This window comes from Amycolatopsis magusensis, from assembly GCF_017875555.1.
In the GTDB taxonomy this organism is placed as follows: Bacteria; Actinomycetota; Actinomycetes; order Mycobacteriales; family Pseudonocardiaceae; genus Amycolatopsis; species Amycolatopsis magusensis.
In genome coordinates this window covers 7825624-7848311 of sequence record NZ_JAGGMS010000001.1, presented here as the reverse complement: position 1 = coordinate 7848311, position 22688 = coordinate 7825624, and the positions used below count along the sequence as shown (strand labels likewise).

Here is a 22688-nt window from a genome sequence, read left to right as displayed (position 1 = left end):
CGGTTTTCCGCGACAGTTCCACCGTGGAGCAAGGCAATTCCATCGTGAAGCAAACAACGGGAGCCGAAGACACGCGACTATTCCGCACACCCGGTGCGACGGAGATCTCGCTCTGCTGCTGATCCACCCCGCCACCGTCCACGGGCTTGCAGACCACTGTGGACGGTGGACGGCCCGCGATCACCCCGCTCGTGCCGGGCTCGGCGCCTGGGCGACCGGGCCGCGGTGGGAAGGCTGCCGCTTGCCGGGTTTGCGGCGTTCGAGGAGCCAGTCGGTGAACAGCAGTAGCAGCAGCGGGCTGAGCCACGTCCCGATGCTCACCGCGCTGTACTGCATCAGTTCCGCGCTGCCGTGGAAGGTGGTGTCCACCTGCGGGGTGAGCACGATGGTGGCCACCACGTTGATGATTCGGCTCAGCACGATCGACATGGCCAGCGCGAAGCTGCGTGACATCCACTTGCGATGCTCACCGAACCGGCGCCGGCGAGCCAGGTACAGCCCGGCGATGGTGACCGCCAGCCACAGCGCCGAGCCGACGAGGTTGGCGACCCGCACGGACGGCCCGGCGGCGGTGTGCCAGCCGATGTAGAGCCCCAGCACCCCGGCGGGCAGCGCGCCGGCGAACACGTAGATCCGGCCGGTGATCCGGTGCCCGCGCGGGTGGCGCGTGCGGAACGCGGGCCAGATCTGGAAGCACGCGGTCACCATCGCCACGGTCCCGAACACCACGTGCGCGACGAGCAGCGGGTAGTAGAGGTCGTTGCCCGGCGGCGGTTCCAGCCGCGACAGCGACGGGTCGAGGGTCAGGTACGGCGGCACGGAGAACGCCAGGAAAGCCGCGACCACCAGCAGCAGCGGCACGATCCAGGGATGGCGCGACCAGGCGTTCGCACGGTGGGGCGGCGTGGTCGGAGTTGCGGTCATGGTGGTCCGTTCGTGAGGAGACGCGGGGAAACTATGTACAGCATACATAATAACGTATGACGTACATAGTTTTAGACTGGCGGGGAGACGACACGGACGGGATGGCGAATGGCGACACGAGACAGCAAGAGCCCGGACCTGGAGCGCAGCCTGGCGCTGCTGTGGTCGGGGCGTGCCGGGGGCAGGCGCGGGCCCCGGCCCAAGCTCTCCGTGGAGCAGATCGCGCAGGCCGCGATCCGGGTCGCCGACGCCGACGGCCTGGAGGCGCTGTCGATGCAGCGGATCGCCGCGGAGCTGGGCTATTCGACGATGTCGCTCTACAACCACATCCCGAGCAAGGACCTGCTGCTGGAGGTGGCGGCCGACATCGGCGCCGGTCAGCCGCCCGAAATCGACGGCACGGCGGACTTCCGGGACGCGGTCCGCCAGTGGGTCGCGGCGTTGTGGGCCGGTTTCCAGACCCGGCCGTGGATCCTGCGCGTCCCGATCGACCACTCGCCGATCGGGCCCAACCAGCTCGCGTGGCTCGACCGCCTCCTGCGGCCCCTGCTCGCGGCCGGGCTGGCGGGCGGGCAGGCGAGGGCGGCGGCCATGCACCTGACCGCGGTCGTCCGCGGCACCGCCCAGATCAGCGTGGACCTGGCCAAGTCGCACCAAACCAGCGCGGCCGAGCTCGGGCGGCTGCTCGACGAGGTCATCGACGAACGTGCCTATCCCGCGCTGGTCGCCGTGCACGCCGCCGAAGCCGTGGAAACCGCCGAAACCGCCGAACACGAAGGGCACGGACTGCCCGTCGAACTCGACTTCGGGGTGAACCGGTTCCTCGACGGCGTGGAGGCCTGGGTGGCGTCCCACGGCAAGGGAAGATCATCAGGGGCGATGTAGCGTGCGTGCCGCGGTGTTCCGGGCCGACTGCGCGCTGCGGCTGCTGTGCGGCGGCGTGGGTTGTCGGGGCTGACGTCTGGAAATCGCCGCGCGTCCGGATTTCGCCTGACGCGTACGGCTTTGGCGATCGTCGGGTGTCAGGCGAACGGGTTCAATGGCGCCTACTCGCGGCGTCAGCGGCGGCCGCGGGAGGTAGTTTGAGTGACTTGGCGGGCGTCCAGCGTGGGCGCGCCGCGGCATTCCCGGGCGCTCCGTGCTCGGGAGGTGGGAGGGTCGGCTTGTCGTGACCGGCGACCACGACGTTTTGTCCGTCACCTATGGCGAGCGTGCCGGGTGCGCTGTGGTGCGTGTCGCCGGGACTCTCGACGTCGCGGGTTATCCGCGGCTGCGTGATGTGATGCTGAAGTGCGCGGCTGAGCAGCCCTCGGCGGTGATCGTGGTCGTGGAGCGGCTTCAGGTCGCCACGGCGAGCCTGCTGAGTGTGTTCGCGCAGGTGTCGATGCGGTTGTCTGATTGGCCGGCGGTGCCGGTTCTGCTGGTCGCTGCGGATGAGTTGGCCCGTCGGCTGTTCGAGCATGCGCCGGTGTCCCGGTTCGTGCCGGTCTTCCGCACGGTCGAGAGCGCGGTCCGCGATGCTCAGCGTCAGCCTCGGCGGCGCCGGGCGAAGCTCACGCTGCCCCGGTTGGTCGACACGGCTCAGCAGGCCAGGAACTTCACCAGGCGGGTGTGTGAGTACTGGCTACCTGATAACGAGGTGGCGGCCGACGCGGTGGTCATCACCAACGAGCTGGTGGACAACGTGCTGCTGCACACCCAGTCGGAGCCGTCTTTGCGGCTGGAGTTGCGCCGGCAGGTGCTCAGCGTCGCCGTCAGCGACCAGTCGTCAGCACCGGCTCGGATCCGGGAAGGCGAGGACGGCTTGAGCGGTGGTTTCGGCTTGGTGGTGGTCGCGCAATTGGCGAAGGCGTGGGGGAGCACCCCGGCGATGCTCGGCGGCAAAGTCGTCTGGGCGGCGATGGACTGCGGACCACCGGTGCCCATGTTCCAGCCGTTCAACCCTTCGCCGTGACCATCGGCGACCGCTCGCCCATCGCTGGTGTGGACGGCGGCGTCGGTGCTGGGCATCGTTACCGTGCTCCGGTCGTCGGAAGTCGCGTTCACCGTGCTGAAACTGGCCGGCGCGGCCTACCTCGTCTGCCTGGGCGTGACGGCGTTCCTTTCGCTGCGTTCGCCACCGGCCGCGGCGGAGCCGGCGCCGCGGCCAGGGCGGGGTTCGCCGTTTCGCCAGGGGCTGCTCAGCAATGTGTTCAACCCCAAGATCGCGATCTCCTTCACCAGTTTCATCCCGCAGTTCGTTGCCCCCGACCCGTCCGCCGTAGTGGAATCCCTGGTGCTGGCCGGGATCTTCACGGGCGTGCTCTATTCGATCTCGAACCAGCTGTTCACAATGGTGCCACCTGACGGGAAGGTGACCTCCGATCGAAACGGATTATATTTCCACGGGCCGAACTCCCGAGTGCAATTCAGGCGACAATAGTCCGCCACCACGCGGTAACGACCGCTGGTCTTGCACACCACGGTCGCGATGGTCGAGCGGTCTGTCGTCTGCGTACACTCGACTTGCGCCGACCGCGTGTCCTGCCCAGCGGAAGCGACCTGAGGAAAAGTTGTCGTGGCCGCCACCAAAAAGCTGACAGCGGCAAACAGTCGGACATTCTTGCGCACTTGTCCATCCTTCCAGTGATAACTGGATATACCCGAAACCCGAGGGTGTGCAACCACACTCTTAGGCAAGATAACCACTCAACCCCAGGCAGGCAACATGGCCGACCGCTTTCAGGCATGTTTGAAAGCGCCTCGTGGCACCTGGCCGCAGCAGAACCACCTGTCTTCCCAAGAGTCCAAAATGTAAACTCAGGGGCCAGCGAGAATTAGATGGCGACGCCGATGAAGCGCCAGCCCGGACAAAAGCCGATTATCGGCGCACGCGAGATGATCCGAGTCGGCTGTTTCAGCCGTACGTGAAACCCGTTTCGCCTCAGGCGAATTTCCCCCATGCTGAGCGCGAAGAAAGTTGATGAGGAACCAATGCAATTCCACCCCCGGCAGTCACTGTTCGCGGGATCAACTATATTCGCAGAATCCTCACGGAAACGATCGCGAGAATCGAGGTCGACATGAAGTTGCCGGGCCGTATCAGTATCGCCGCACTAAGCCTGCTGGGCGCTTTCTTGACAGTTTCCCCGGGCATCGCCCAGGCTGGCAACGAAGTGAGAACGGGGGCGCCGGGCAGTCAAGAAGGAAAGCACTGCAAGACCACTGTCGCGCGCGCAGAGCCCGGCGAAGAGCACTCCAAGGTCCTTTCTCGCACCTGCGCCGACAGTCAAGCCGACCTGCGCATCCAGGAAGCTTCCCTGTTGCTGATCGTCTATGTCGACATTGGCTACAGCGGCGAGAGCGAAGTCATCGAAGGAGACTCCGGGCCGTGTGACATCGCAGGCTACGCGATCCCGAAATTCGGCAAGGCGGATCAAGTTTCGTCGTTCAAGACATTCAACAACTGCAACCAGGTCCGCGGATACCGTTTCGACGACCTCGACGGCGGCTACTACTACTACGAAGGCAGTCAGTGGTACGTCGGCGACAACGCCAACGACAACATCCGGTCGTTCAAGGTGAATGCCATACCGTGACAGACCCTGGCCGATCAACACAGGAGGAAGCCATGAGAACGAAGATCCGCACGACGTTGACCCTTGCCATCGCGGCCATGGTGGCAACCACCACCCTGTCACTCTCGACCACGACCGCATTGGCAAGCAACACTTCACACGGAATCGAAGCCTGCCAGGTGGTCCTGCACAAGCTCAAGCCCGGCCAGGAGACCTCCGACGTGGCTTTCAGCCGATGCTCGGACAACCCGGACGAATTCCGGACCAGCGGGTGGATAATTCTTGCCAATTTGTATGTCGATGCGGACTACCGAGGCCGTGTCATCTACCTCAGCGGACTCGACGGGCCATGTGACTCCGCAGGATACGGCTGGCGGGACCTGTCCGACATCGCCCCCGACGGTTCAGGGGCCGACAACACCGTTTCTTCATTCCGGGTCCTCGAAGGCTGCACCTGGTCCCAGATGTATGACGGCGTCAACTACAGCGGCGACGTGAAGTATGGTCACGGCAACTATGCGTTCATCGGACACGAGATGAATGACCGGATGTCGTCGATGATCCTGCACGCCTGATATCCGCCGTCGATCATCTGTCCGCAGTTGATGCCTTGCCCTGCCGCCGAAGGTCGATAGCCGTGGCCGCGCAGGTCAAACGGCTATCGGTCCTCGGGGAAGGTCGTGCCGCCTACTTCGGGGACCGGCCCTGGGGGTCGGTGGGCAGGGTGATCGAGCCGCGCTCGTCCCGCACGTCGCGGTGCACCACCGGTGTTCCGGTGAACGTTCCGTTGTTGTCCACCGTCACCGCGAGGGCGTGCTCGGGCCGGGAGGCGGTGCCGCGCGGTGCCTGCCGTTCGGCGAACAGGAGGTGCCCGGCGCTGCGGTCGATCCGGCTGACGCGTGCCTCGAAGGCGTGGCGCTGCTGGAACGAACGGGTCAGGTAAACCGCCGACGGCTTTCACCGGCGTTGGCTCGGACAGTGGGCCGAGCCGGCCGGCCTGGCACATGGCCCACACTTCGCAAGCGGCGGCCTGCTTGCCGCCAAGGTGGGAGCTGGTGACGTCGAGTTGCTCATCGACGTTGTTCACGACCAGGTCGGCCAGTTCACTACGACCCGGTGCATCCGGTTGGCCAGCCACCGCAGCAACGCCGGATCCCTGTACGACAAGGTCTGGTCGCCCTCGTGGTAGGAGTCCAGCGACTCAGGGCCCGCGATGCGAGCGTTGTGCTGACGGCTCACCCCGGGTGAGCGGCTGGCCGAGGCGAGTTCGGTGAGGCCCAGTGCCACGGGCCGCGCCGCACTCAGGCTCATTCCTGGCCCTCCAGGTGGCGGAGGTCGAGGTGGGCCAGCCGGTCGGGGTCGGAGAGGATGTCGATTGCCGCGATCTTGTCGCCGGTGATGGTGAAGCTGATGATCGAGACGAGCTGGCCGTCGACGGTGTTGACGAGCCCGGCGGCGCCGTTGACCAGGGCGGGGCGGGTGGTCGAGACGGTGGCCATGCGCTGGAAGGTGGCGAGTTGCCCGGCCACGGCTTCGGCGCCGCGCAGGACGCGCATGCCGCCGGGGAGGGCTTTCCCGCCGTCGGCGCGCAAGGTGACGCCGGGGTCGAGGATGGCCATGAGGGCGGTGAGGTCGCCACCGCGGGCGGCGGCCAGGAAGGCGTCGACGACGCGGCGCTGGGCGGCCGGATCGGGGTCCGGGGCGGGGGCCGCGCCCTGGACGCGCTGCCGGGCGCGGCTGGCGAGTTTCCTGGCCGCGACCGGGGTGCGGTCCATGATCGGCGCGATCTGCTCGAACGGCAGGCCGAACAGGTCGTGCAGGACGAAGGCCAGCCGTTCGGCGGGGTTGAGCGATTCCAGCACGACCAGCAGGGCCAGGCCCACCGCGTCGGCGATCAGCGCCTGCTGTTCGGGGTCGGTGCCGTCACCGGTGACCACCGGATCCGGCAGGCGGGCTTCCAGCGGGTCCTCCCGCCGGGCCCGGCGCGAGCGCAGCATGTCCAGGCAGACCCGGCCGACGACCGTGGTCAGCCAGCCGCCGAGGTTGTCGATGTCCTCGGTCTCGGTGTTCGCGAGGCGCAGCCAGGCGTCCTGGACGGCGTCGTCGGCCTCGGCCAGGGAGCCGAGCATCCGGTAGGCCACCGACCGCAGGTGCGCGCGGTGCTCTTCGAACCGCTGTGCCAGGAAGTCGTGTTCGTTCATGGTCGCCTCTCGTGTCGTGGGTCGAAGCCATGACGAACGGGAGGTTCGTGATGTGACCGCGGCGGGGTGGTCACATTCTCGACGGCCCGTGCGTCATGCCACCGATCAAGTAGCGACAAGGGGATCGGAGCAGCACGGATGACGAATGTTCACGGCACGGTGGCCGAGGGGTTCGAGGCGGTGCGCGAGGAGTTCGCCGCCGCGGCCGCCGGGGAGAACGGCGCTCAATTGGCGGTGTACGTGCACGGTCGCCGGGTGGTCGACCTGTGGGCAGGCGACGAGGTGACCGGCGAAACCCTGACCGGTGTCTACTCCTCGACCAAGGGTGCCGCGACCCTGGTGGTCGCCCTGCTGGTGCAGGACGGTGTGCTGGAACTGGACGAGCCCATTGCCGGCCGGTGGCCGGAGTTCGCCGCCGCGGGCAAGGACCGGATCACCCTGCGGGACGTCCTCAGCCACCGGTCCGGCCTGATCGGCGTCGACGGCGGCCTCACCGCCGGCGAACTCGCCGACGACGAGGTGATCGCCCGGCGGCTGGCCGGGCAGCGGCCGTACTGGCGGCCGGGCTCGGCGCATGGCTACGGCGGGTTCGTGACGTTCGCGATCGTGGACAAGGTGATCCGGGTGGCCACGGGACGGTCGCTGCGGGACCACTTCGAAGAACGCGTGCGCGCACCCCACGGACTGGACCTGTACCTCGGGCTGCCCGAGGCACAGGAAGACCGGTACCGGGAGGTAGCGCCGGGCTCGGCGAGCCCGGAAGAACTCGTCGCGTTCTGGGCGAACGTCCCGGGGCCGCACAGCATCACCGGGATCGGCTACGGCCTCAACTCCACGCCGCCCCTGGACCAGGTCGCCTTCCTCAATACCCGGCGGGTGCGCGCGCTCGGCCAGGCCTCCGCCGCCGGGGTGGGCAACGCCCGCGGCCTGGCCGGGATGTACGCGGCCGCGGTCTTCGGCCTGGATGGCCGGGCCCCGCTGCTCGAACCGGACGTACTCGGTGAGTTCGTCATGCTGCACTCCACCGGCCGGGACCTGGTCACCGGCGACGCGGGCCAGTACGCGCTGGGGTTCCAGGCCAAGGGACTGCGTTACCCGTTCCTGAGCGCGAACGCGTTCGGCCACAACGGATCCGCGGGTTCGGAGTCGTTCGCCGACCCCCGCGGTGGCATCGCCTTCGGCTACACCCGCCGCCGCTTCGCCTTCGACTGGTCCTATCCCGAACACGACCGGCTGGCCGCCGCCGTCCACCACGCCGCCGCCGCGGTCTGAGGAGGCATCCATGGTTTCGCGTACCGGGTTGGCGTTGCCGGTGATCGCCGCCGCGCAACTGCTGATCGTGATGGACGGCACCATCGTGACCGTCGGCCTGCCGGTCATCGGCGCCGGGCTGCGCATCGCCGAGTCCGATCTGGACTGGGTGCTGACCGCCTACGCGCTGGCGTTCGGCGGGCTGCTGCTGGCCGGTGGCCGGGCCGGTGACCTGTTCGGCCGCCGCAGGCTGTTCCGGGCCGGGCTGGTGGTGTTCCTGCTCGCCTCCCTGCTCGGCGGCGTGGCGCAGACCGGCGAAACGCTGATCGCCGCGCGTGTGCTGCAGGGCGTGGGCGGCGCGATCATCGCCCCGGCCGCGCTGTCCCTGCTCGCCGACACCTTCCCCGAGGGACCGCGGCGCAACAAGGCACTGGGCGTGTACGGCGCGATGGGCGGCCTCGGCGCCGTGGCGGGCCTGCTGCTCGGCGGCGCGCTCACCGAGTACCTGGGCTGGCGGTGGATCATGTTCATCAACATCCCGTTCACGCTGCTGTTGCTCGCCGGGACCGTCGCGCTGGTGCCCGGCACCCGCGGGCGCGGCGGCATCGACCTGCCCGGGGCGATCACCGCCACCCTCGCGCTCGGCTCGCTGGTCTATGCGATCAACCGGGCCGGGTCCGACGGTCTCGGCGATGGTCTCGCTTGGGCATTCGGCGCGGTGGGCCTCGTGCTGGCCATCGCGTTCACCGTCATCCAGCGGCGCGTCAGTACCCCGCTGCTGCCGGCCGGGGTACTGGCCGACCGCGGCAGGCTCGGCGCCAACCTGGTCATGCTGCTGATGGGCGCGGGCCAATTGGCCACGTTCTACTTCCTCACCCTCTACCTGCAGTCGATCAAGCACTACCCGCCGATGCTCACCGGGCTGGCCTATCTCCCTTTCGCGGTCGGTATCGGCCTCGGTTCCGGCGTGGCCGGGCCACGCCTGCAAGCCCGCACGTCCACCCGGTTCACCTTGGTGCTCGGGCTGGGCGTGGCCGCCGCGGCGATGGGCTGGTTCAGCCTGCTCACCCCGGACCAGCACGCCCTGAGCACCCTGCTCCCGGCCCAGCTGGTCGCCGGGACCGGCCTGGGCATCGGCTTCGTCGCCGTGACGATCAGCGGCGTGCGGGGCGTCGCCGCGCGGGATTCGGGTATCGCCTCCGGGCTCGTCAACACCAGCCAGCAGATCGGCGGTGCCCTGGGCCTGGCGACCCTGGCGGGCATCGCCGTCACCGCCACCGCGGGCCGGCCGACCGGAACGGCCTTACCGGACGCACTCACCAGCGGCTACACCACCGGACTGCTCGGCGCCGGCGCGTTCTACCTGGCCGCCATCCTCGCCGCCGTATTCCTTTTCCGGCCGGAACCGGTCACATCCGCGGCACTGCGTTCGTCAGTGCAGTGACAACACGAAGAACCAGAAGGGAAACACCCGCCATGACCACCACGCAGGAAAATGTCCAGTCGCGTCTTCCCAACCCCGCCGTGCTCGTTCCCGAACTGGGGGACATCGGCCGGGCCCTGTTCAAGGCCACCGGGAACGGCTCGCTCCCGCCGACCACCATCAGCCTGGTGCAACTGCGTGCCGGGCAGCTCGTCGGGAACACCTACCTGACCGTCCTGCACACCGGAAACCTGCGCCGGGCAGGTGAATCCGACGAGCGCATCACCGCCGTGGCGTCGTGGCGCGACGCACCTCACTTCACCGAAGCCGAACGAACCGCGCTGGCACTCGTCGAAGCCGTCCTCACCCCGAACCCCCACGGCGAACGCGTCCCGGACGACCTCTACGCCCAGGCATCCACCCACTACGACGACAAGGCACTCGCCACGCTCGCCATGGCTATCGGCCAGGTGTCCTTCTTCATCCCACTCGCCCTCATCGGCAAGCCGCTCCCCGGCGTCCCCACCGCGGAGCAGTGGCGGTAGCGAGTTCGTGCTCAGGGAGCGAGGCCAACAGTGGCTCGCTCCCTGAGCACGCCGCCTGTCCAACTCATGTCGGAGAACTCGCGAGAATGTCCACGGCGGAAATCGCGACCGCGGCCAGCGATGATTTGATGCGTTGTCGACTCACGTCTGGACAGCCCAGTAAAAGCCGGATTGTGTTACAGCGAATCTCAGACCGTGACCGTCGGCGAACGGATGCGGGAGTTGCCCGGATGCTAGAACAATCCGTGATCGAGTTTCGCGAGTAACATCTTGCCCTCGTCGTGCGACCACTACGGCATCATCGGTTGTTACCAGATTCCGGCCGTGCCCAAGAGGGATTTTTGGAGGGATTGTCGTGGAGCCCAGTTGGATATTTCCGTTGGCCTACCTGATCGGCATGATCGTCGTCGCGCAGGTGCTCCGGTACCGGCGAGGCGTCCGTGGAGGTGGACGTATCAAGATCGTTGGCAGGGATGGATTCGGCGCTATCTGGTTCATCAAAGCCATGGTGCTCACAGCCTTTTGGCCGCTCACTGTCGTCGCCTGGCTGGTGCGCAGACTTGTGCGGCGCCCGGCCGCAGGTGAGGCCTGACATGAGCCTTTTCAAGCGCCGAACGGCTTCCTTCGGCTTGCCCGGTGACATCGTCGGCCGCACGGTGTCGTATATCCGCGTCGAGACGAGCAGCCCCGACGCACCGACGGGTTTCGACCTGAACAGCCAGATCTACAGCATGTACTCGCTTGCGGCCGCGGATCCGGCCCGTTTCATCGCCGACCTCGCGGCCGCGGTTCTCCCTGCCGGCGGTGAGGCTGCCCGTGGTGGCGCCCGGCTGGTCTGGGAGCTGGTCACTTCGGACTACGAAAGCGACCCGAACTTCCACGCCATGGTGGACGCTGGCCTGGTTTGGCTGCGCGAGCGCGGTGTGGGGTTCGAGGGCATGTTCGGTTACGAAATCGCGCGCTGGCAGGCCACCCGCGGAGGGACAGCGTAGTGCCGAATCCGTCTTCTGGTCGGTGTTCATCGGCACAGTGAACGACCTGGGACGGACTCGCCCCGGTGGTGCGCTGTTTATGGCCGGTTGCGAGGTAGGTGGTCAGGGTGAGGCGAGGACGGTTGTGAGGTCGGGCAGATCACGGTCGTCATGCGAAGTGCCGGTGTGCGACACCCTGGCGGTGCGAAGATCGAAAGAGAGCGCGCAACGGTGGATGCCAACACATACTCGCTGAAACAGATCCTGTCTCAGGATCGGCGTTACGTGATCCCGAATTTCCAGTGGGACTACGAGTGGACTCAAGACGGGCAGTGGGAGTTGCTGTTCACTGATCTGGAGGAAACCGCCGACCGCTTGTACCAGGCACGGCAGCACGCGGAAACCATGGGAACGCCGCTGGCGAAGGCGGACAAGAAGGTTCCGCAGCATTTTCTGGGCGCGATCGTCTGTGACCAGCTATCGGTTTCCGCCGGGGGAGTCGACTTGCGAGCCGTCATCGACGGCCAGCAGCGTTTGACCACTGTGCAACTCATCATCCGCGGTGTGCTCGATGTCTTGCTCGAGCGCCACTCCCCGCGAGTCCCGCAGGTCCGCCGCCTGCTGCAGAACCCCTCGGACGTCATCAACACTCCCGAAGAGCGCCATAAGCTGTGGCCTCGCCGCAAAGACCGCGAGGTCTGGCCACTGGCCATGGCTGACGCCTCGCTCGCGGACGCCCGCTCTCATCGCTACCTGCAGGACGGCAAACGCCTCTGTCCGCGGCCGACCTGGTGAGAACCTGCTGTTCCTGCGCGGTGAACTCTCCGACGAGGCCGGGCTCGAGCAGGTCTACGACGCTTATTGGGCGCCGTTCGATGACGAGTGGTGGAAAGCCGCGGTAGGGCGAGGCCACGCGCAACGCGGGCGTCGCGAAATGCTCACCTTCGACGCCGACAACGCGATCTATGACCCGATAGGGGTGAACCCGCCGGCGGAGGTGACGATCACCGGGACCATGGATTGGCCGCCGAGATTCCGACCGCGAGCGGGAGGCGTTCAGACACGGCAACATCGACCTCGACGCATAGATCAGTGGCGCCCGTCCGGAATGGCGCCGAGCCGTATGGCGTGCCAGGAGATCGGGGGCAGGACCACGCGCACGGAGTTGTCGGTGCGCTCGGTGGGGTGGGGGCGGGGAACGACCCGGTCCGGGGTGTGTTCGGTGTTGGTGGCGGACGGGTCGGGGTCGTGGAGGATCCACGATTCGGCCACCTCCAGGTCACCGAAAGCCTTCGTGGCGACGCGCAGTTCGACCGGCTCGGTGCGGTGGCGGTTGACGGCGAAAAGGACGGTCTCGCCCGAGGAGGGGTCGTGGGTGGCGACCGCGTCGACCACGGGGACGTCGCCGTGCCGGGCGGTCGTGTGGGTGGGGGCGGTGATCTCGGTTCGCAGCACGTGGCCGCGGGCCAGGCGGGAGGTCAGTGCGAAAGGGTGGAAGGTGGTTTGCCGCCAGGCCGGGCCGCCGGGTTCGGTGCGGATGGGCGCGATCACGTTGACCAGCTGTGCCTGGCAGGCGGCCGTCACGCGGTCGCCGTGGCGCAGCAACGAGATCAGCAGGTTGCCGACCACGACGGCGTCGGCCACGTCGTAGGTGTCCTCGATGAGCCGGGGCGCGACCTGCCACTCGGTCGGCGGGTCGGCCTGGAACCGGGTCTGGTACCAGACGTTCCACTCGTCGAAGGACACGCCGATCCGCTTGCGGCTTCGCAGTCGTGCGCCGACGGCGTCGGCGGTGGCGACGACGCTCTCGATCTGGCGGTCCATGTCCACCGCGGACGCGAGGAAACTGTCGACGTCACCGTCGAGCACCTCGTAGTAGGCGTGGCAGGAGATGTGGTCCACCTGGTCGTAGGCCAGCTCCAGGACCGTGGCCTCCCACGCGCCGAAGGTCGGCATCCGGGAGTGGGAGCTGCCGCACGCGACAAGCTCGAGTCCCGGTTCGGCCTGGCGCAGCGCCCGCGCGGTCTCCGCGGCGAGCCTGCCGTACTCGTGCGCGGTCTTGTGCCCGGTTTGCCACGGCCCGTCGAGCTCGTTGCCCAGGCACCAGAGCCGCACGTCGTGCGGGCGCTCGGCTCCGTTGCGCCGGCGCAGTTCCGCGAGGTGGGTACCGCCCTCGTGGTTCACGTACTCGTGCACGTCGAGCGCCTCGGCGACCCCGCGGGTGCCCAGGTTCACCGCGTACATGACCTCTACGTCCGCCTTGCGGGCCCAGCGGACGAACTCGTCGACGCCCACCGCGTTGGTCTCGATGCTGTGCCACGCCAGGTCCCGGCGCACCGGCCGGTCGGCGACCGGTCCGATGCCGTCCTCCCACCGGTACCCGGACACGAAGTTCCCGCCGGGGTAGCGGACCAGTTCGACACCGAGCTCGCGGGTCAGGGCCAGCACGTCGCCGCGGAAGCCGTCCTCGTCCGCGGTCGGGTGCCCGGGCTCGTGGATTCCGGTGTGGACACACCGTCCCATGTGCTCGACGAAGGAGCCGAACAGGCGGCGCCGCACCGGCGCGATGACGTGGTCCGGGCTGATCGCGACGGAAGCGGTGAACACGGGTCTCCTGCGGTCGTAGGGTTAGCGGAGTGCGCCCGTGCTCGCCCCGCTCCGCCAGAAGCGTTGCAGCAGGACGAAGGCGACGACGAGCGGGACGATGGCCAGCAGCGAGCCGGTGACGACGAGGTTGAACAGCACCCGGGTCCCCGCCTCCTGCTGCGCGGTGTTGAACCAGGTGGTCAGCCCGACCGTCAGCGGGAACAGGTCGGCGTCGCTCAGCATCACCAGCGGCAGGAAGTAGTTGTTCCACGTCGACACCAGGGTGAACAGGAACACGGTGGTCAGTGCCGGCCGGATCATCGGCAGCACCACCTGCCAGAAGATCCGCAGCTCACCCGCCCGGTCGAGCCGGGCGGCGTCGACCAGCTCCACCGGGACGTTCTCGGCCACGTACACCCGGATGAGGTAGGTGCCGAACGGGCTGAGCAGCGAGGGCAGGATGACCGCCCACGCGGTGTTGACCATGCCCACGTTGGACAGGATCAGGTACGTCGGCAGCACCAGCGCCGTCGACGGCACCATGATCATGCCGAGAAGCGCCGTCTCGAAGAACCGCTTGCCCCAGAAGGAGAACCGGGCCAGACCGTAGCCCGCGAGGGCGGCGAGCAGGGTGGCCCCGGCGGCGCTCACCCCGGAGTACAGCGCGGTGTTCCGCAACCACCGGCCGTAGACGCCACCGTCCTCGCGGAACAGCGCGGTGAGGTTGTCGACCAGGCTGAAGTCGGCGAACCACAGGGCCGGGCTGGACAGCAGGTCGGCTTGGCTCTTGGTCGCGGCGATCACGATCCACAGCAACGGGATCAGGAAGTACAGCATGCCGACCGCCATGAGCAGGTGCGGCAGCCGCGCTCGCGGCTTCACGAGTCACCCCTCCTTCGCCGGCTCACCAACACGAACGCGTAAGCCGCGACGAACACCACGAATCCGAGAGTGAAGGAGATCGTGGCCGAGTAGTGGAAATCCGAGTAGGCGAACGCCTGGTTGTAGGCGTAGAGGTTGGGGGTGTAGCCGGCCGAGATCTGCGGCGCGAAGCGCGACATGACGTACGGCTCGACGAAGAACTGCATGGTCCCGATGACGGTGAATACGGTGGCGAGCGCGATCGCCTGCTTGATGGCGGGCACCTTGATCCGCCACGCGAGCTGTATCTGGGACGCACCGTCGATCAGCGCGGCCTCATACAGCTCCCTCGGCACGCCCTGCAGCGCCGAGTACAGCACGATCATGTTGTAGCCGGTCCACGCCCAGGTGACGATGTTGCCCAGCGACGCGAGCAACAGGCCGGCGGAGAAGAAGTCGACCGGCGCGCCACCGAACACGGTCGGCAGGTCCGCGAACGGCCCGAACGTCCTGCTGTACAGGAACCCCCACATGAGTGCGCCGAGCACGGCCGGAACGGCGTAGGGCATGAACGCGATCAGGCGGAACGCGACCGCGAACCGGGTGGTGATCGCGTCGAGGGCGAGCGCGCCGACGAGTGCGATGCCCAGCATCACCGGGATCTGGACGGCGCCGAACACGACCACCCGCAGGAAGCCGTCCAGCAGCATCGGGTCGGTGAACGCGCGTACGTAGTTGTCGAAGCCGGTGAACCGGGTGCCGAGGGCGAGGCTCTTGCTGGACAGGCTGAGCCAGAACGCGTACCCGAGCGGCACGACCAGGAACACCACCACCACGAGGAAGAACGGCAGGACGAACAGGATCCCGGCCACCGGGTGGTCGGTCAGGCGCCGTCGGGTCACGGAAGCTCCTACGACGGCTCGATGACAGTGAAGCCCTGCTGCTTCGCGTAGTTCACGACGTTCTCCTGGGTCGCCGACAGCACGGTGTCCCATCCCCGCTTGCCCGCGACCGCTTCCGCGCAGCGGTCGTTGAGCTCGCCGAACACGAAGTCCTGGAACGGCGTGTAGTTGAAGTCGCCCAGCTTCTCCGACACCGGCACGAAGATCTCGTTCACCTTCTGACCGGCGAAGAAGTCGTAGGCCTTGCCGGTGAACGCGGGGTCGGCGGCGACGTCCTTGACCAGCGGGTAGAGGAACGCCTTGTTCAGACCGATTTCCCAGGCCTGGTCCGAGGTGCCGAACAGTTCACGCGCGACGACGGTCGCCGCCTCCGGGTTCTCGGCCTGCTTGGTCACCGTGAACGTCGAGCCGCCCCAGTCGCCCTGCTCGTCGGCGCCCTTCGTCCACTGTGGCATCGGTGCGACCGCCCACTTGCCCGCCGTGTTCTTCAGTGACCCGGCGACGTAGCCCGGGGTCCAGCCGGCAGCCGCCCACGTCCAGTACTTGCCCGAGTCCAGCGCCGCGGTGGCGTCGGCGGTGAAGAAGGGATCCGTGGCCATGAGGCCGCGCCCGATCAGGCCGCCGTAGAATTCGATGACCTTCTCGCAGGCCGGGTTGGTCAGGTCGATCGTGACCCGGTCCCTGGCCTCGGTGAGCGAGTAGCCATAGGGCCGGCAGCCGGCCTGCCACATGAGCCCGTTGAGCCACCCGCCATCGCTGCCGAAGCTCGCGATGAACGCGTTCGGGTCGACGGCCTTCATCCGCTCCGCGGCCGTGGCGTACTCGTCCCAGGTCGTCGGCACCGGGATCTTGTGCTGGTCGAAGAGGTCCTTGCGGTACATCAGCGCCATCGGGCCGCCGTCGACCGGGATGGCGTAGACCTTGTCGCCCTCGGTGGCCTGGCCCCAGGCCCATTCCGCGTAGAGGTGCTCGTCCTCGCCCGCGCCGTGCTGGCCCATGTCGACGAGTGCGTCGAGGACGAGGAAGGTGGGGATCTGCTGGAACTCCACCATCGCCACGTCCGGCGCTCCGGTGCCGGCGGTGAACGCCGTCTTCAACTTGGCGTACTGGTCCGGGCCGGTGCCCACGTTGGTCCACTTCACCTGGATGTCGTCGTGGGAGGCGTTGAACGCGTCGACCACGCCCTGGAACTCCGGGTACCACGCCCACACCGACACGGTCACCGGCCCGCCGTCCGGCTCGCCGGCGCAGGCCGTGACCGCGAGCAGACCGGCGGCGGCGAGGACCGACGCCGCCTTTCTCAAGCACTTGATCGCTGGCATGGAGCAGCGCCTTTCGCTCGGGCCTGCCACCCGGAGGCGGGCAGCCGACATCACGGAAAGTGATCAATTCGCGAAGAGCGGAGTCGGGTGGCGACCCGTCCAGCTGTCGCCGAGTACCGGTGAGGACTGCGTGCCGAGATGGGGCAGACTCTGGCGAACCGACCGTTGCTGCCGCCGTGGAACCGGATTGCTGCGCTGCAAAACAGTATGCATCTCGCTTTGCCGCGCTGCAAGGCCCGCTGTCGCGGCATCAGGCGGTCCAGTGGCCGGTCCGGTTGTTGTGGCCAGGACCTGACGTGCACACTTCCCGCAGGGCCGCCGGGCCGGACCGGAGGCAAGGTCCGGATGGGGGAGTGGTCATGCGGGACGCTACTCTGCGTGATGTCGCACGGGTCGCGGGTGTGTCCGCCCGGACGGTGTCGAACGTGGTGAACGGCTACGCGCGGGTCACCGAGCACACGCGGCAGAAGGTGGAGCGGGCTCTCCTCGAGGTCAACTACCGGCCGAACGTGCTGGCCCGCAACCTCGCGCGTGGGCGCTCCGGGCAGATCGCGGTGGTCGTGCCCTACCTCGACACGCCGTACTTCTCCGAGTTGCTGCAGGCCATCATCCCGCCGGCCCGGGAGCACGGCTACAACGTCCTGATCGACCAGACCGACGGCGACCCGGCGCACGAACGCGAGCTGATCAGCCGCGGCGCGCGCGCCTTCCTGTTCGACGGGATGATCCTGAGCCCGCTCGGCCTGGCGCAGGAGGACCTGGTCGAGATCGACCCGGACCTGCCGCTGGTGATACTGGGGGAGCGGGTCTCCAACGGGGTCTTCGACCATGTGGGCATCGACGACGTCGAGGCGTCCCGGGCGGCCACGGCGCACCTGATCGGCCTCGGCCGGCGCCGGGTCGCGGCCATCGGCGACCAGCCGTATCCGACCGGCGAGGCCGCGCAGTTGCGCACCCGCGGCTACCGCCGCGCGCACGCCGATGCCGGCCTGCCCGTCGACGAGTCGCTGATCATCCCGACGCCCCGGTTCAACCGCGCCGACGGTTCCGGTGCCATGCGCGAGCTGCTCGCTCGCGAGGATCCGCCGGACGCCGTCTTCTGCTACAGCGACCTCGTCGCGCTCGGCGCCCTGCGCGCCGTGCTCGACCACGGGCTCCGGGTGCCGGAGGACATCGCGCTCATCGGCTACGACGACATCGAGGAAGGCCGCTATTCCAACCCGACCATCAGCACGATCTCCCCGGACAAGGCCGCTATCGCCACGACCGCGGTGGAGCGACTGGTGCGGCGCATCGCCAGCGCGGAGCCGCCGCAGGGCATCGAGGTGCGCGCCGACCACCGGCTGATCGCGCGGGAAAGTACGGTCGGCCGGACTGTCGACGAGAACAGTGCCGGACTCCCGGAGAAGGTGCCCGATGCCGATTGATCTTGTGGCGTCGCAGTTCACCCGGTGAATCGACTGTCCACAGTGGAACCACCTTCGTCCGGCAAGTGCTGTTAGCGATAACAGTGAACTCTTGTCCGCCGCCGCGACATGTGCCTATCGTGCTGGCGACGCTTCCGGTGGAGACGACCCGGGGCGGTACCGAGGTTCCTGCTCGCAAGGAGGCGACGCATGGGTCCGCGCACGCACACCACAGTTGAAGCACCACCTCGGTCCCGACGCCGACGGGTGATCACGGCCACCGCGGCCATTAGAGGGCTGAGACCCGTGGTGGTCCTCCTGGTCTCCCTCGCGCTCACCGTCGTCGCGGCTCCGGCCGCGTTCGCCTACCCCTTGCCCGGCAAGGTGACCGGCGACGTCGGCGTGCACGACCCGACCGTGGTCAAACGGCCCGACGGTAGCTACCTGGTCGCCCACACCGGCAACGGCATCGCGCTGAAGACCTCGACCGACCGCACCGCGTTCCGCAACGCGGGTGCGGCCTTCCCCAACGGCACGTCCTGGGCGAACCCGTACACGAACAACAGCCGCAACCTGTGGGCGCCGGACCTGTCCTACCGCGACGGCCAGTACTACCTGTACTACTCGGCCTCCACGTTCGGCTCGAACCGCTCGGCGATCTTCCTGGCCACCAGCCCCAGCGGGAACTCCGGCACCTGGACCCACCGCGGTCTGGTGCTCGAATCCCGGACGTCGGACAACTTCAACGCGATCGACCCGGACCTGGCGGTGGATGACCAGGGCCGCTGGTGGCTGAGCTTCGGCTCGTTCTGGTCCGGCATCAAGATGATCGCGCTCGACCCGGCCACCGGACTGCGCGCCGACTCGACGGTCCGCAGCATCGCCGGCCGCAACGGCGGCGCGATCGAGGCGCCGAACATCGTCAAGCGCGGCAACTACTACTACCTGTTCGTGTCGTTCGACCAGTGCTGCCAGGGCGCCGCCAGCACCTACCGGGTCATGGTCGGCCGGTCCACCAGCGTCACCGGCCCCTACGCCGACCGCAACGGCACCGCCCTGACCTCCGGTGGCGGCACCGAAATCCTGGCCGGACAGGGCAGCGTGCACGGTACGGGCCACCAGGACGTGCTGGCGGACAGCGACAGCGACGTCCTCTTCTACCACTACTACGCCGACAACGGCGCGTCGCTGCTCGGCATCAACCTGCTCGCGATCGACTCCGCGGGCTGGCCCTACCTGCACTAGGGAGAACACCGTGATCTGGAACGGAAGCCGTCACCGACGACGGCGGACCGGTCTCGTCCTGACCCTCACCGCCACGTTGCTCGGTGGGATCACCGCCGCCCTGCCGCAGGTCGCGGCCGCCGCGGTGGTGGACCCCGGAGCGTCCTACGTGCTGGTCAACCGGAACAGCGGCAAGGCGCTGGACGTGTACGACCTGGCCACGAACGACGGGGCGAGGATCGCCCAGTACACCCGCAACGACGGGGCCTGGCAGCAGTGGCAGTTCGTCGACTCCGGCAACGGCTACTACCGGCTCAAGTCGCGGCACAGCACCAAGGTCCTGCAGATCTCCGGCGGCTCGACCGCCGACGCGGCCGATGTCGTGCAGTGGACCGACAGCAACGCCACCAGCCAGCAGTTCCGGCTGGCCGACTCCGCGAACGGCGACGTGCGGCTGCTCAACCGCAACAGCGGCAAGGCCCTCGAGGTCTACGAGTGGTCCACGGCGGACGGTGCGCGGGTGGTGCAGTGGCCCGACCTGGACGGCGCGAACCAGCAGTGGCAGCTGGTCAAGCTCGGTTCCACCCCGGGCACCTTCGCCAACCCGATCAAGCGCAACGGTCCGGACCCCTGGCTGCAGCACCACAACGGCTACTACTACCTGGCGACGACGACGTGGAACTCCACGGTCACCATGCGCCGGTCCAGTACGCTGAGCGGGTTGTCGTCGGCCGCCGACCAGGTGGTCTTCGACCTCTCCGGCCGCCCCAACGGCTGCTGCAACATGTGGGCGCCCGAGTTCCACCTGCTCAACGGTCGCTGGTACCTGTACTACGTGGCCGGGCAGAACGTGCCCGACTACAACCCGACACAGCGCCTGCATGTGCTGGAGAGCGCCGGCACCGACCCGATGGGCCCGTACAGCTTCAAGGCCGACCTGGGCAACACCTGGGAGCTCGACCCGAGCATCCTCCAGCACAACGGCAGGCTGTACCTGATGGGCAGCGCCATGGACGGCACCCAGTCGCTGACCATCACGCCGATGAGCAACCCGTACACGCTCAGCGGGTCGCGGCGCACCATCAGCCAGCCGACCCTGTCCTGGGAACAGCAGACCGCCCCGGTCAACGAGGGCGCCGAACCGTTGTACCGCAACGGCCGCACCATGATCGTGTACTCGGCCAGCGCGTGCTGGGGCCCGGACTACAAGCTGGGCCTGCTCACCCTCACCGGCAGCGATCCGCTCAACCGGTCGCACTGGACGAAATCACCGAACCCGGTGTTCCAGCGCAACGACGGCAACGGCGTGTTCGCCCCGGGACACAACGGGTTCTTCAAGTCACCCGACGGCACCGAGGACTGGATCGTCTACCACGCCAACGACAGCGCCGGCGGCGGTTGCGACATGAACCGGTCGACCCGGGCCCAGAAGTTCACCTGGAACGCCGACGGCACACCGAACTTCGGCACCCCGGTCCGCCTGGGCACCCCACTGACCGCGCCGTCCGGCGAACCAACCACCTGACCGACTCCGCCCCTGACCGACGGTGGCCGGCGAAGCCTCGGCGCGCCGGCCACCGTTCTCAGGTCAAGCGACGTCGGCGAACAGCTCGGCACGTGGCGGCGGGCCGGGTGTCAGCCGTGGCAGCAGCCGGTGGTCATGTACGAGGCCAGGCCGCTCGCGGCTGAAGCGGTGGTGATCGGTTCGTCGGTCGAGGAGTCGTAGACCACCTCACCGCCGAGGATGGAGACGTCGATCGGCAAGTCGACGATCTCGTCAGGCGGTGTCCGAAGCAGATCTCCCTCGAGCACGACGAGGTCGGCGGCCTTGCCTCGGGTGAGGGTGCCTTTCCAGCGCTCGGCGTGGTCCTGCCAGGCGCCGGCGGTGGTGTAGCTGGCGAGCGCCTGCCGGAGATCGAGGGTTTCCCCGGCACCGAACACTTCTCCGGTCGCCAGGCTCTTTCGCGTGAGCATGGCGGTCAGTCCTTCCCGGAAGTCCGGCAGGCCGACCACCGGGGCGTCCGATGCGCTGGCGATGGAGACGCCGAGTTCGAGTGCCGTGCGATAAGGCCACTGGTAGTCGGTGCGCGCTCTGCCCAGCACATCGACCAGCTGGTGTGAGAGGGAGCGCTTGATCTGTGGGTTGAAACTCGCGGTGAAGCCGTAGCGGGCCATTCTCCGGAGGTCTTCGACGCTGGTGAGGTCTCCGTGGATGACGTAGTGACGCAGCTCGGGGCGGTGGAACCTTTTGGCCGCGGCTTCGAAGGCGTCGACCGCCGCGTGGATCGTGCGGTCGCCGGTCGCGTGCACGCCCACCTGGAAGCCCAGTTCCTGGGCCGTCATGACCCAGTCGTGCAGAATGGACAGCTGTTCCTCCACCGAACCGCCTGGCAGGGTGAGCCCCCCGTAGCCTCCTCCGACGTACGGCTCGGACACCCAGGCCGTCCGGGCCTGGGTCGGTACACCGTCGGCGTAGATCTTCACCTGGCTCACGTTCAACCACGCGGGATCGGTCTCGAGTTCCCTCGCGGCGAGCAGCGTTGCCCGCAGATCGCCGGTGCTGGAGGCGGCGATCATGACGGTGCACCGCTGGCGGATTCCGGTCGATCCCAGCATGTCGCGATATCGCTGGACGTCGTCGAGCGCGATGCCGGCGTCGGTGACGGAGGTAATGCCGTGCTGGTGCATGATGTCGACCGCGATGCGCAAGCCGCGGCGTTTTTCGGCTTCGGTGAAGTCCGGCATGACCGCGTTGACGAAGCCGGCGGCACCCTCCAGGAGCAGCCCGGTCGGTTCGCCATCGCCGTCCTTGACGATCTCACCTCCGGGCGGTGGCTGGGTTTCGCGGGTGATGCCGGCCAGTTCGAGCGCCTTCGAATTCGCCCACAGTGCGTGGCCGGACCACTCGCGCAGGGCGGCAGGGTTGTGCGGGGACACCGCGTCGATGTCGTGGCGCGTCGGATAGCGGCCTTCGGCCAGGTAACCCTGGTCCCAGCCGAAGCCGCGGATCCATTCACCCGGTTGCTTGGTTGCGGCGGCTTCGGCGACGAGGTCGCGGATCTCGGCGATCGAACTGACGGCATCCCGGCTGAGGTCCAGCGTGAGCGGAGGCTGGTTCGTGCCGAGGCCGAGCGGGTGGAAGTGCCCGTCGTTGATGCCGGGAATGACGGTCCGGCCTCGTAGGTCGATCGTTTCCGTTCGTGAGCCCGCCAGGCGCCGGAGCTCGCGCGTGCGCCCGACCGCCTGGACGACCCCTTTCCTGATCGCGATGGCCTCGGCGGGCACGAGTGCCCCGGCCATGGTCAGCACGTTGCCGTTGACCAGCAGGAGATCCGCGTGGCCACCACCGGATCGGGCCGCGGCTTCTGCCGTACCGCCGAGCACACTGAGCGCGACGCCGGAGCCGATCCCTTGCAGGAACCCCCGGCGCTGGAAGCTTCTCGAACTCGTGGTCATCGTGACCTCCCGTTGCGGCGCTGGATTGCCCTGCGCAAGAGCACAAGGTGATTGAGGCA

22 protein-coding genes are annotated in these 22688 nt (G+C 67.9%); 14 read left to right on the top strand and 8 right to left on the bottom strand.

Annotated elements, in window-relative coordinates; translation table 11 throughout:
• Nucleotides 1–180: 180 nt before the first annotated feature.
• Entirely contained in the window at nucleotides 181–924 is a 744-nt protein-coding gene (locus JOM49_RS35035; protein WP_209668426.1) for a DUF2306 domain-containing protein, read from the bottom strand.
• A 108-nt stretch (nucleotides 925–1032) separates the two neighbouring features.
• On the opposite strand from JOM49_RS35035, the gene JOM49_RS35030 reads away from it, so the two are divergent.
• From JOM49_RS35030 to JOM49_RS35010, 5 genes are all read left to right on the top strand, one after another.
• Entirely contained in the window at nucleotides 1033–1809 is a 777-nt protein-coding gene (locus tag JOM49_RS35030) for a TetR/AcrR family transcriptional regulator (RefSeq protein WP_209668425.1), read from the top strand.
• Nucleotides 1810–2092: 283 nt separating this feature from the next.
• A complete protein-coding gene (locus JOM49_RS35025) occupies nucleotides 2093–2878 on the top strand; it encodes an STAS domain-containing protein (RefSeq protein WP_209668424.1) in 786 nt (261 codons plus the stop codon).
• Between the two features lie 27 nt (nucleotides 2879–2905).
• Nucleotides 2906–3346, top strand: a complete 441-nt coding sequence (locus JOM49_RS35020) for a LysE family translocator (RefSeq protein ID WP_308158979.1) — start codon at nucleotides 2906–2908, stop codon at nucleotides 3344–3346.
• A 640-nt stretch (nucleotides 3347–3986) separates the two neighbouring features.
• On the top strand, nucleotides 3987–4502 hold the full coding sequence (locus JOM49_RS35015) for a hypothetical protein (protein ID WP_209668422.1): 516 nt from the start codon (nucleotides 3987–3989) through the stop codon (nucleotides 4500–4502).
• 32 nt (nucleotides 4503–4534) lie between these two features.
• Nucleotides 4535–5056, top strand: a complete 522-nt coding sequence (locus JOM49_RS35010) for a hypothetical protein (RefSeq protein ID WP_209668421.1) — start codon at nucleotides 4535–4537, stop codon at nucleotides 5054–5056.
• 508 nt (nucleotides 5057–5564) lie between these two features.
• Here JOM49_RS35010 and JOM49_RS35005 read toward each other — a convergent pair.
• Together JOM49_RS35005 and sigJ are read right to left on the bottom strand one after the other, a co-directional pair.
• Nucleotides 5565–5792, bottom strand: coding sequence for a hypothetical protein (locus tag JOM49_RS35005; protein WP_209668420.1), 228 nt, complete (start codon nucleotides 5790–5792; stop codon nucleotides 5565–5567).
• Nucleotides 5789–6682, bottom strand: coding sequence for an RNA polymerase sigma factor SigJ (sigJ, locus tag JOM49_RS35000; protein WP_209668419.1), 894 nt, complete (start codon nucleotides 6680–6682; stop codon nucleotides 5789–5791). Before sigJ ends, JOM49_RS35005 begins: the two co-directional genes overlap by 4 nt.
• A gap of 138 nt (nucleotides 6683–6820) precedes the next feature.
• On the opposite strand from sigJ, the gene JOM49_RS34995 reads away from it, so the two are divergent.
• The 6 genes from JOM49_RS34995 (at nucleotide 6821) to JOM49_RS34970 (ending at nucleotide 11667) form a co-directional block, all read left to right on the top strand.
• Complete coding sequence (locus JOM49_RS34995; protein ID WP_209668418.1) at nucleotides 6821–7954, top strand: serine hydrolase domain-containing protein; 1134 nt, start codon at nucleotides 6821–6823, stop codon at nucleotides 7952–7954.
• A gap of 10 nt (nucleotides 7955–7964) precedes the next feature.
• On the top strand, nucleotides 7965–9377 hold the full coding sequence (locus tag JOM49_RS34990) for an MFS transporter (RefSeq protein WP_209668417.1): 1413 nt from the start codon (nucleotides 7965–7967) through the stop codon (nucleotides 9375–9377).
• Nucleotides 9378–9409: 32 nt separating this feature from the next.
• On the top strand, nucleotides 9410–9901 hold the full coding sequence (locus JOM49_RS34985) for a carboxymuconolactone decarboxylase family protein (RefSeq protein ID WP_209668416.1): 492 nt from the start codon (nucleotides 9410–9412) through the stop codon (nucleotides 9899–9901).
• A 379-nt stretch (nucleotides 9902–10280) separates the two neighbouring features.
• Entirely contained in the window at nucleotides 10281–10493 is a 213-nt protein-coding gene (locus JOM49_RS34980) for a hypothetical protein (protein ID WP_209668415.1), read from the top strand.
• Nucleotide 10494: 1 nt separating this feature from the next.
• Nucleotides 10495–10893 carry a hypothetical protein gene (locus JOM49_RS34975; RefSeq protein ID WP_209668414.1) on the top strand — a complete coding sequence of 133 codons (399 nt, stop codon included), beginning with the start codon at nucleotides 10495–10497 and terminating at the stop codon, nucleotides 10891–10893.
• A gap of 210 nt (nucleotides 10894–11103) precedes the next feature.
• Nucleotides 11104–11667 (top strand): DUF262 domain-containing protein, encoded by a 564-nt coding sequence (locus JOM49_RS34970; protein ID WP_209668413.1) that lies wholly within the window; start codon nucleotides 11104–11106, stop codon nucleotides 11665–11667.
• Between the two features lie 294 nt (nucleotides 11668–11961).
• Here the strand turns inward: JOM49_RS34970 and arfA are convergent, their stop codons facing one another.
• The 4 genes from arfA to JOM49_RS34950 are packed head-to-tail and all read right to left on the bottom strand — an operon-like array spanning nucleotide 11962 to nucleotide 16543.
• Nucleotides 11962–13479, bottom strand: a complete 1518-nt coding sequence (arfA, locus tag JOM49_RS34965; RefSeq protein WP_282771346.1) for an arabinosylfuranosidase ArfA — start codon at nucleotides 13477–13479, stop codon at nucleotides 11962–11964.
• 21 nt (nucleotides 13480–13500) lie between these two features.
• A complete protein-coding gene (locus tag JOM49_RS34960; RefSeq protein ID WP_308158978.1) occupies nucleotides 13501–14340 on the bottom strand; it encodes a carbohydrate ABC transporter permease in 840 nt (279 codons plus the stop codon).
• Entirely contained in the window at nucleotides 14337–15221 is an 885-nt protein-coding gene (locus tag JOM49_RS34955) for a carbohydrate ABC transporter permease (protein ID WP_209668412.1), read from the bottom strand. The genes JOM49_RS34960 and JOM49_RS34955 overlap by 4 nt, the downstream gene beginning before the upstream one ends.
• Before the next feature lie 8 nt (nucleotides 15222–15229).
• Entirely contained in the window at nucleotides 15230–16543 is a 1314-nt protein-coding gene (locus tag JOM49_RS34950; protein WP_209668411.1) for an ABC transporter substrate-binding protein, read from the bottom strand.
• Between the two features lie 359 nt (nucleotides 16544–16902).
• Here JOM49_RS34950 and JOM49_RS34945 point away from each other — a divergent pair, with 359 nt between their 5' ends.
• From JOM49_RS34945 to JOM49_RS34935, 3 genes are all read left to right on the top strand, one after another.
• Complete coding sequence (locus tag JOM49_RS34945) at nucleotides 16903–17970, top strand: LacI family DNA-binding transcriptional regulator (protein ID WP_209668410.1); 1068 nt, start codon at nucleotides 16903–16905, stop codon at nucleotides 17968–17970.
• A gap of 285 nt (nucleotides 17971–18255) precedes the next feature.
• Nucleotides 18256–19194: an arabinan endo-1,5-alpha-L-arabinosidase gene (locus JOM49_RS34940; protein ID WP_308158977.1), complete on the top strand. Its 939-nt coding sequence runs from the start codon at nucleotides 18256–18258 to the stop codon at nucleotides 19192–19194.
• 10 nt (nucleotides 19195–19204) lie between these two features.
• On the top strand, nucleotides 19205–20698 hold the full coding sequence (locus JOM49_RS34935; RefSeq protein WP_308158976.1) for a family 43 glycosylhydrolase: 1494 nt from the start codon (nucleotides 19205–19207) through the stop codon (nucleotides 20696–20698).
• A gap of 110 nt (nucleotides 20699–20808) precedes the next feature.
• On the opposite strand, the gene JOM49_RS34930 is transcribed toward JOM49_RS34935, so the two are convergent.
• Nucleotides 20809–22458, bottom strand: coding sequence for an amidohydrolase (locus tag JOM49_RS34930; RefSeq protein WP_308158975.1), 1650 nt, complete (start codon nucleotides 22456–22458; stop codon nucleotides 20809–20811).
• Nucleotides 22459–22688 lie beyond the last annotated feature (230 nt).

What these genes read in the sequence shown, in the direction of transcription:
- JOM49_RS35035 (WP_209668426.1), bottom strand. Translation starts at nt 924, where the DNA reads ATGACCGCAACTCCGACCACGCCGCCCCACCGTGCGAACGCCTGGTCG.
- JOM49_RS35030 (WP_209668425.1), top strand. Translation starts at nt 1,033, where the DNA reads ATGGCGACACGAGACAGCAAGAGCCCGGACCTGGAGCGCAGCCTGGCG.
- JOM49_RS35015 (WP_209668422.1), top strand. Translation starts at nt 3,987, where the DNA reads ATGAAGTTGCCGGGCCGTATCAGTATCGCCGCACTAAGCCTGCTGGGC.
- JOM49_RS35010 (WP_209668421.1), top strand. Translation starts at nt 4,535, where the DNA reads ATGAGAACGAAGATCCGCACGACGTTGACCCTTGCCATCGCGGCCATG.
- JOM49_RS35005 (WP_209668420.1), bottom strand. Translation starts at nt 5,792, where the DNA reads ATGAGCCTGAGTGCGGCGCGGCCCGTGGCACTGGGCCTCACCGAACTC.
- sigJ (WP_209668419.1), bottom strand. Translation starts at nt 6,682, where the DNA reads ATGAACGAACACGACTTCCTGGCACAGCGGTTCGAAGAGCACCGCGCG.
- JOM49_RS34995 (WP_209668418.1), top strand. Translation starts at nt 6,821, where the DNA reads ATGACGAATGTTCACGGCACGGTGGCCGAGGGGTTCGAGGCGGTGCGC.
- JOM49_RS34990 (WP_209668417.1), top strand. Translation starts at nt 7,965, where the DNA reads ATGGTTTCGCGTACCGGGTTGGCGTTGCCGGTGATCGCCGCCGCGCAA.
- JOM49_RS34985 (WP_209668416.1), top strand. Translation starts at nt 9,410, where the DNA reads ATGACCACCACGCAGGAAAATGTCCAGTCGCGTCTTCCCAACCCCGCC.
- JOM49_RS34975 (WP_209668414.1), top strand. Translation starts at nt 10,495, where the DNA reads ATGAGCCTTTTCAAGCGCCGAACGGCTTCCTTCGGCTTGCCCGGTGAC.
- JOM49_RS34950 (WP_209668411.1), bottom strand. Translation starts at nt 16,543, where the DNA reads ATGCCAGCGATCAAGTGCTTGAGAAAGGCGGCGTCGGTCCTCGCCGCC.
- JOM49_RS34945 (WP_209668410.1), top strand. Translation starts at nt 16,903, where the DNA reads ATGCGGGACGCTACTCTGCGTGATGTCGCACGGGTCGCGGGTGTGTCC.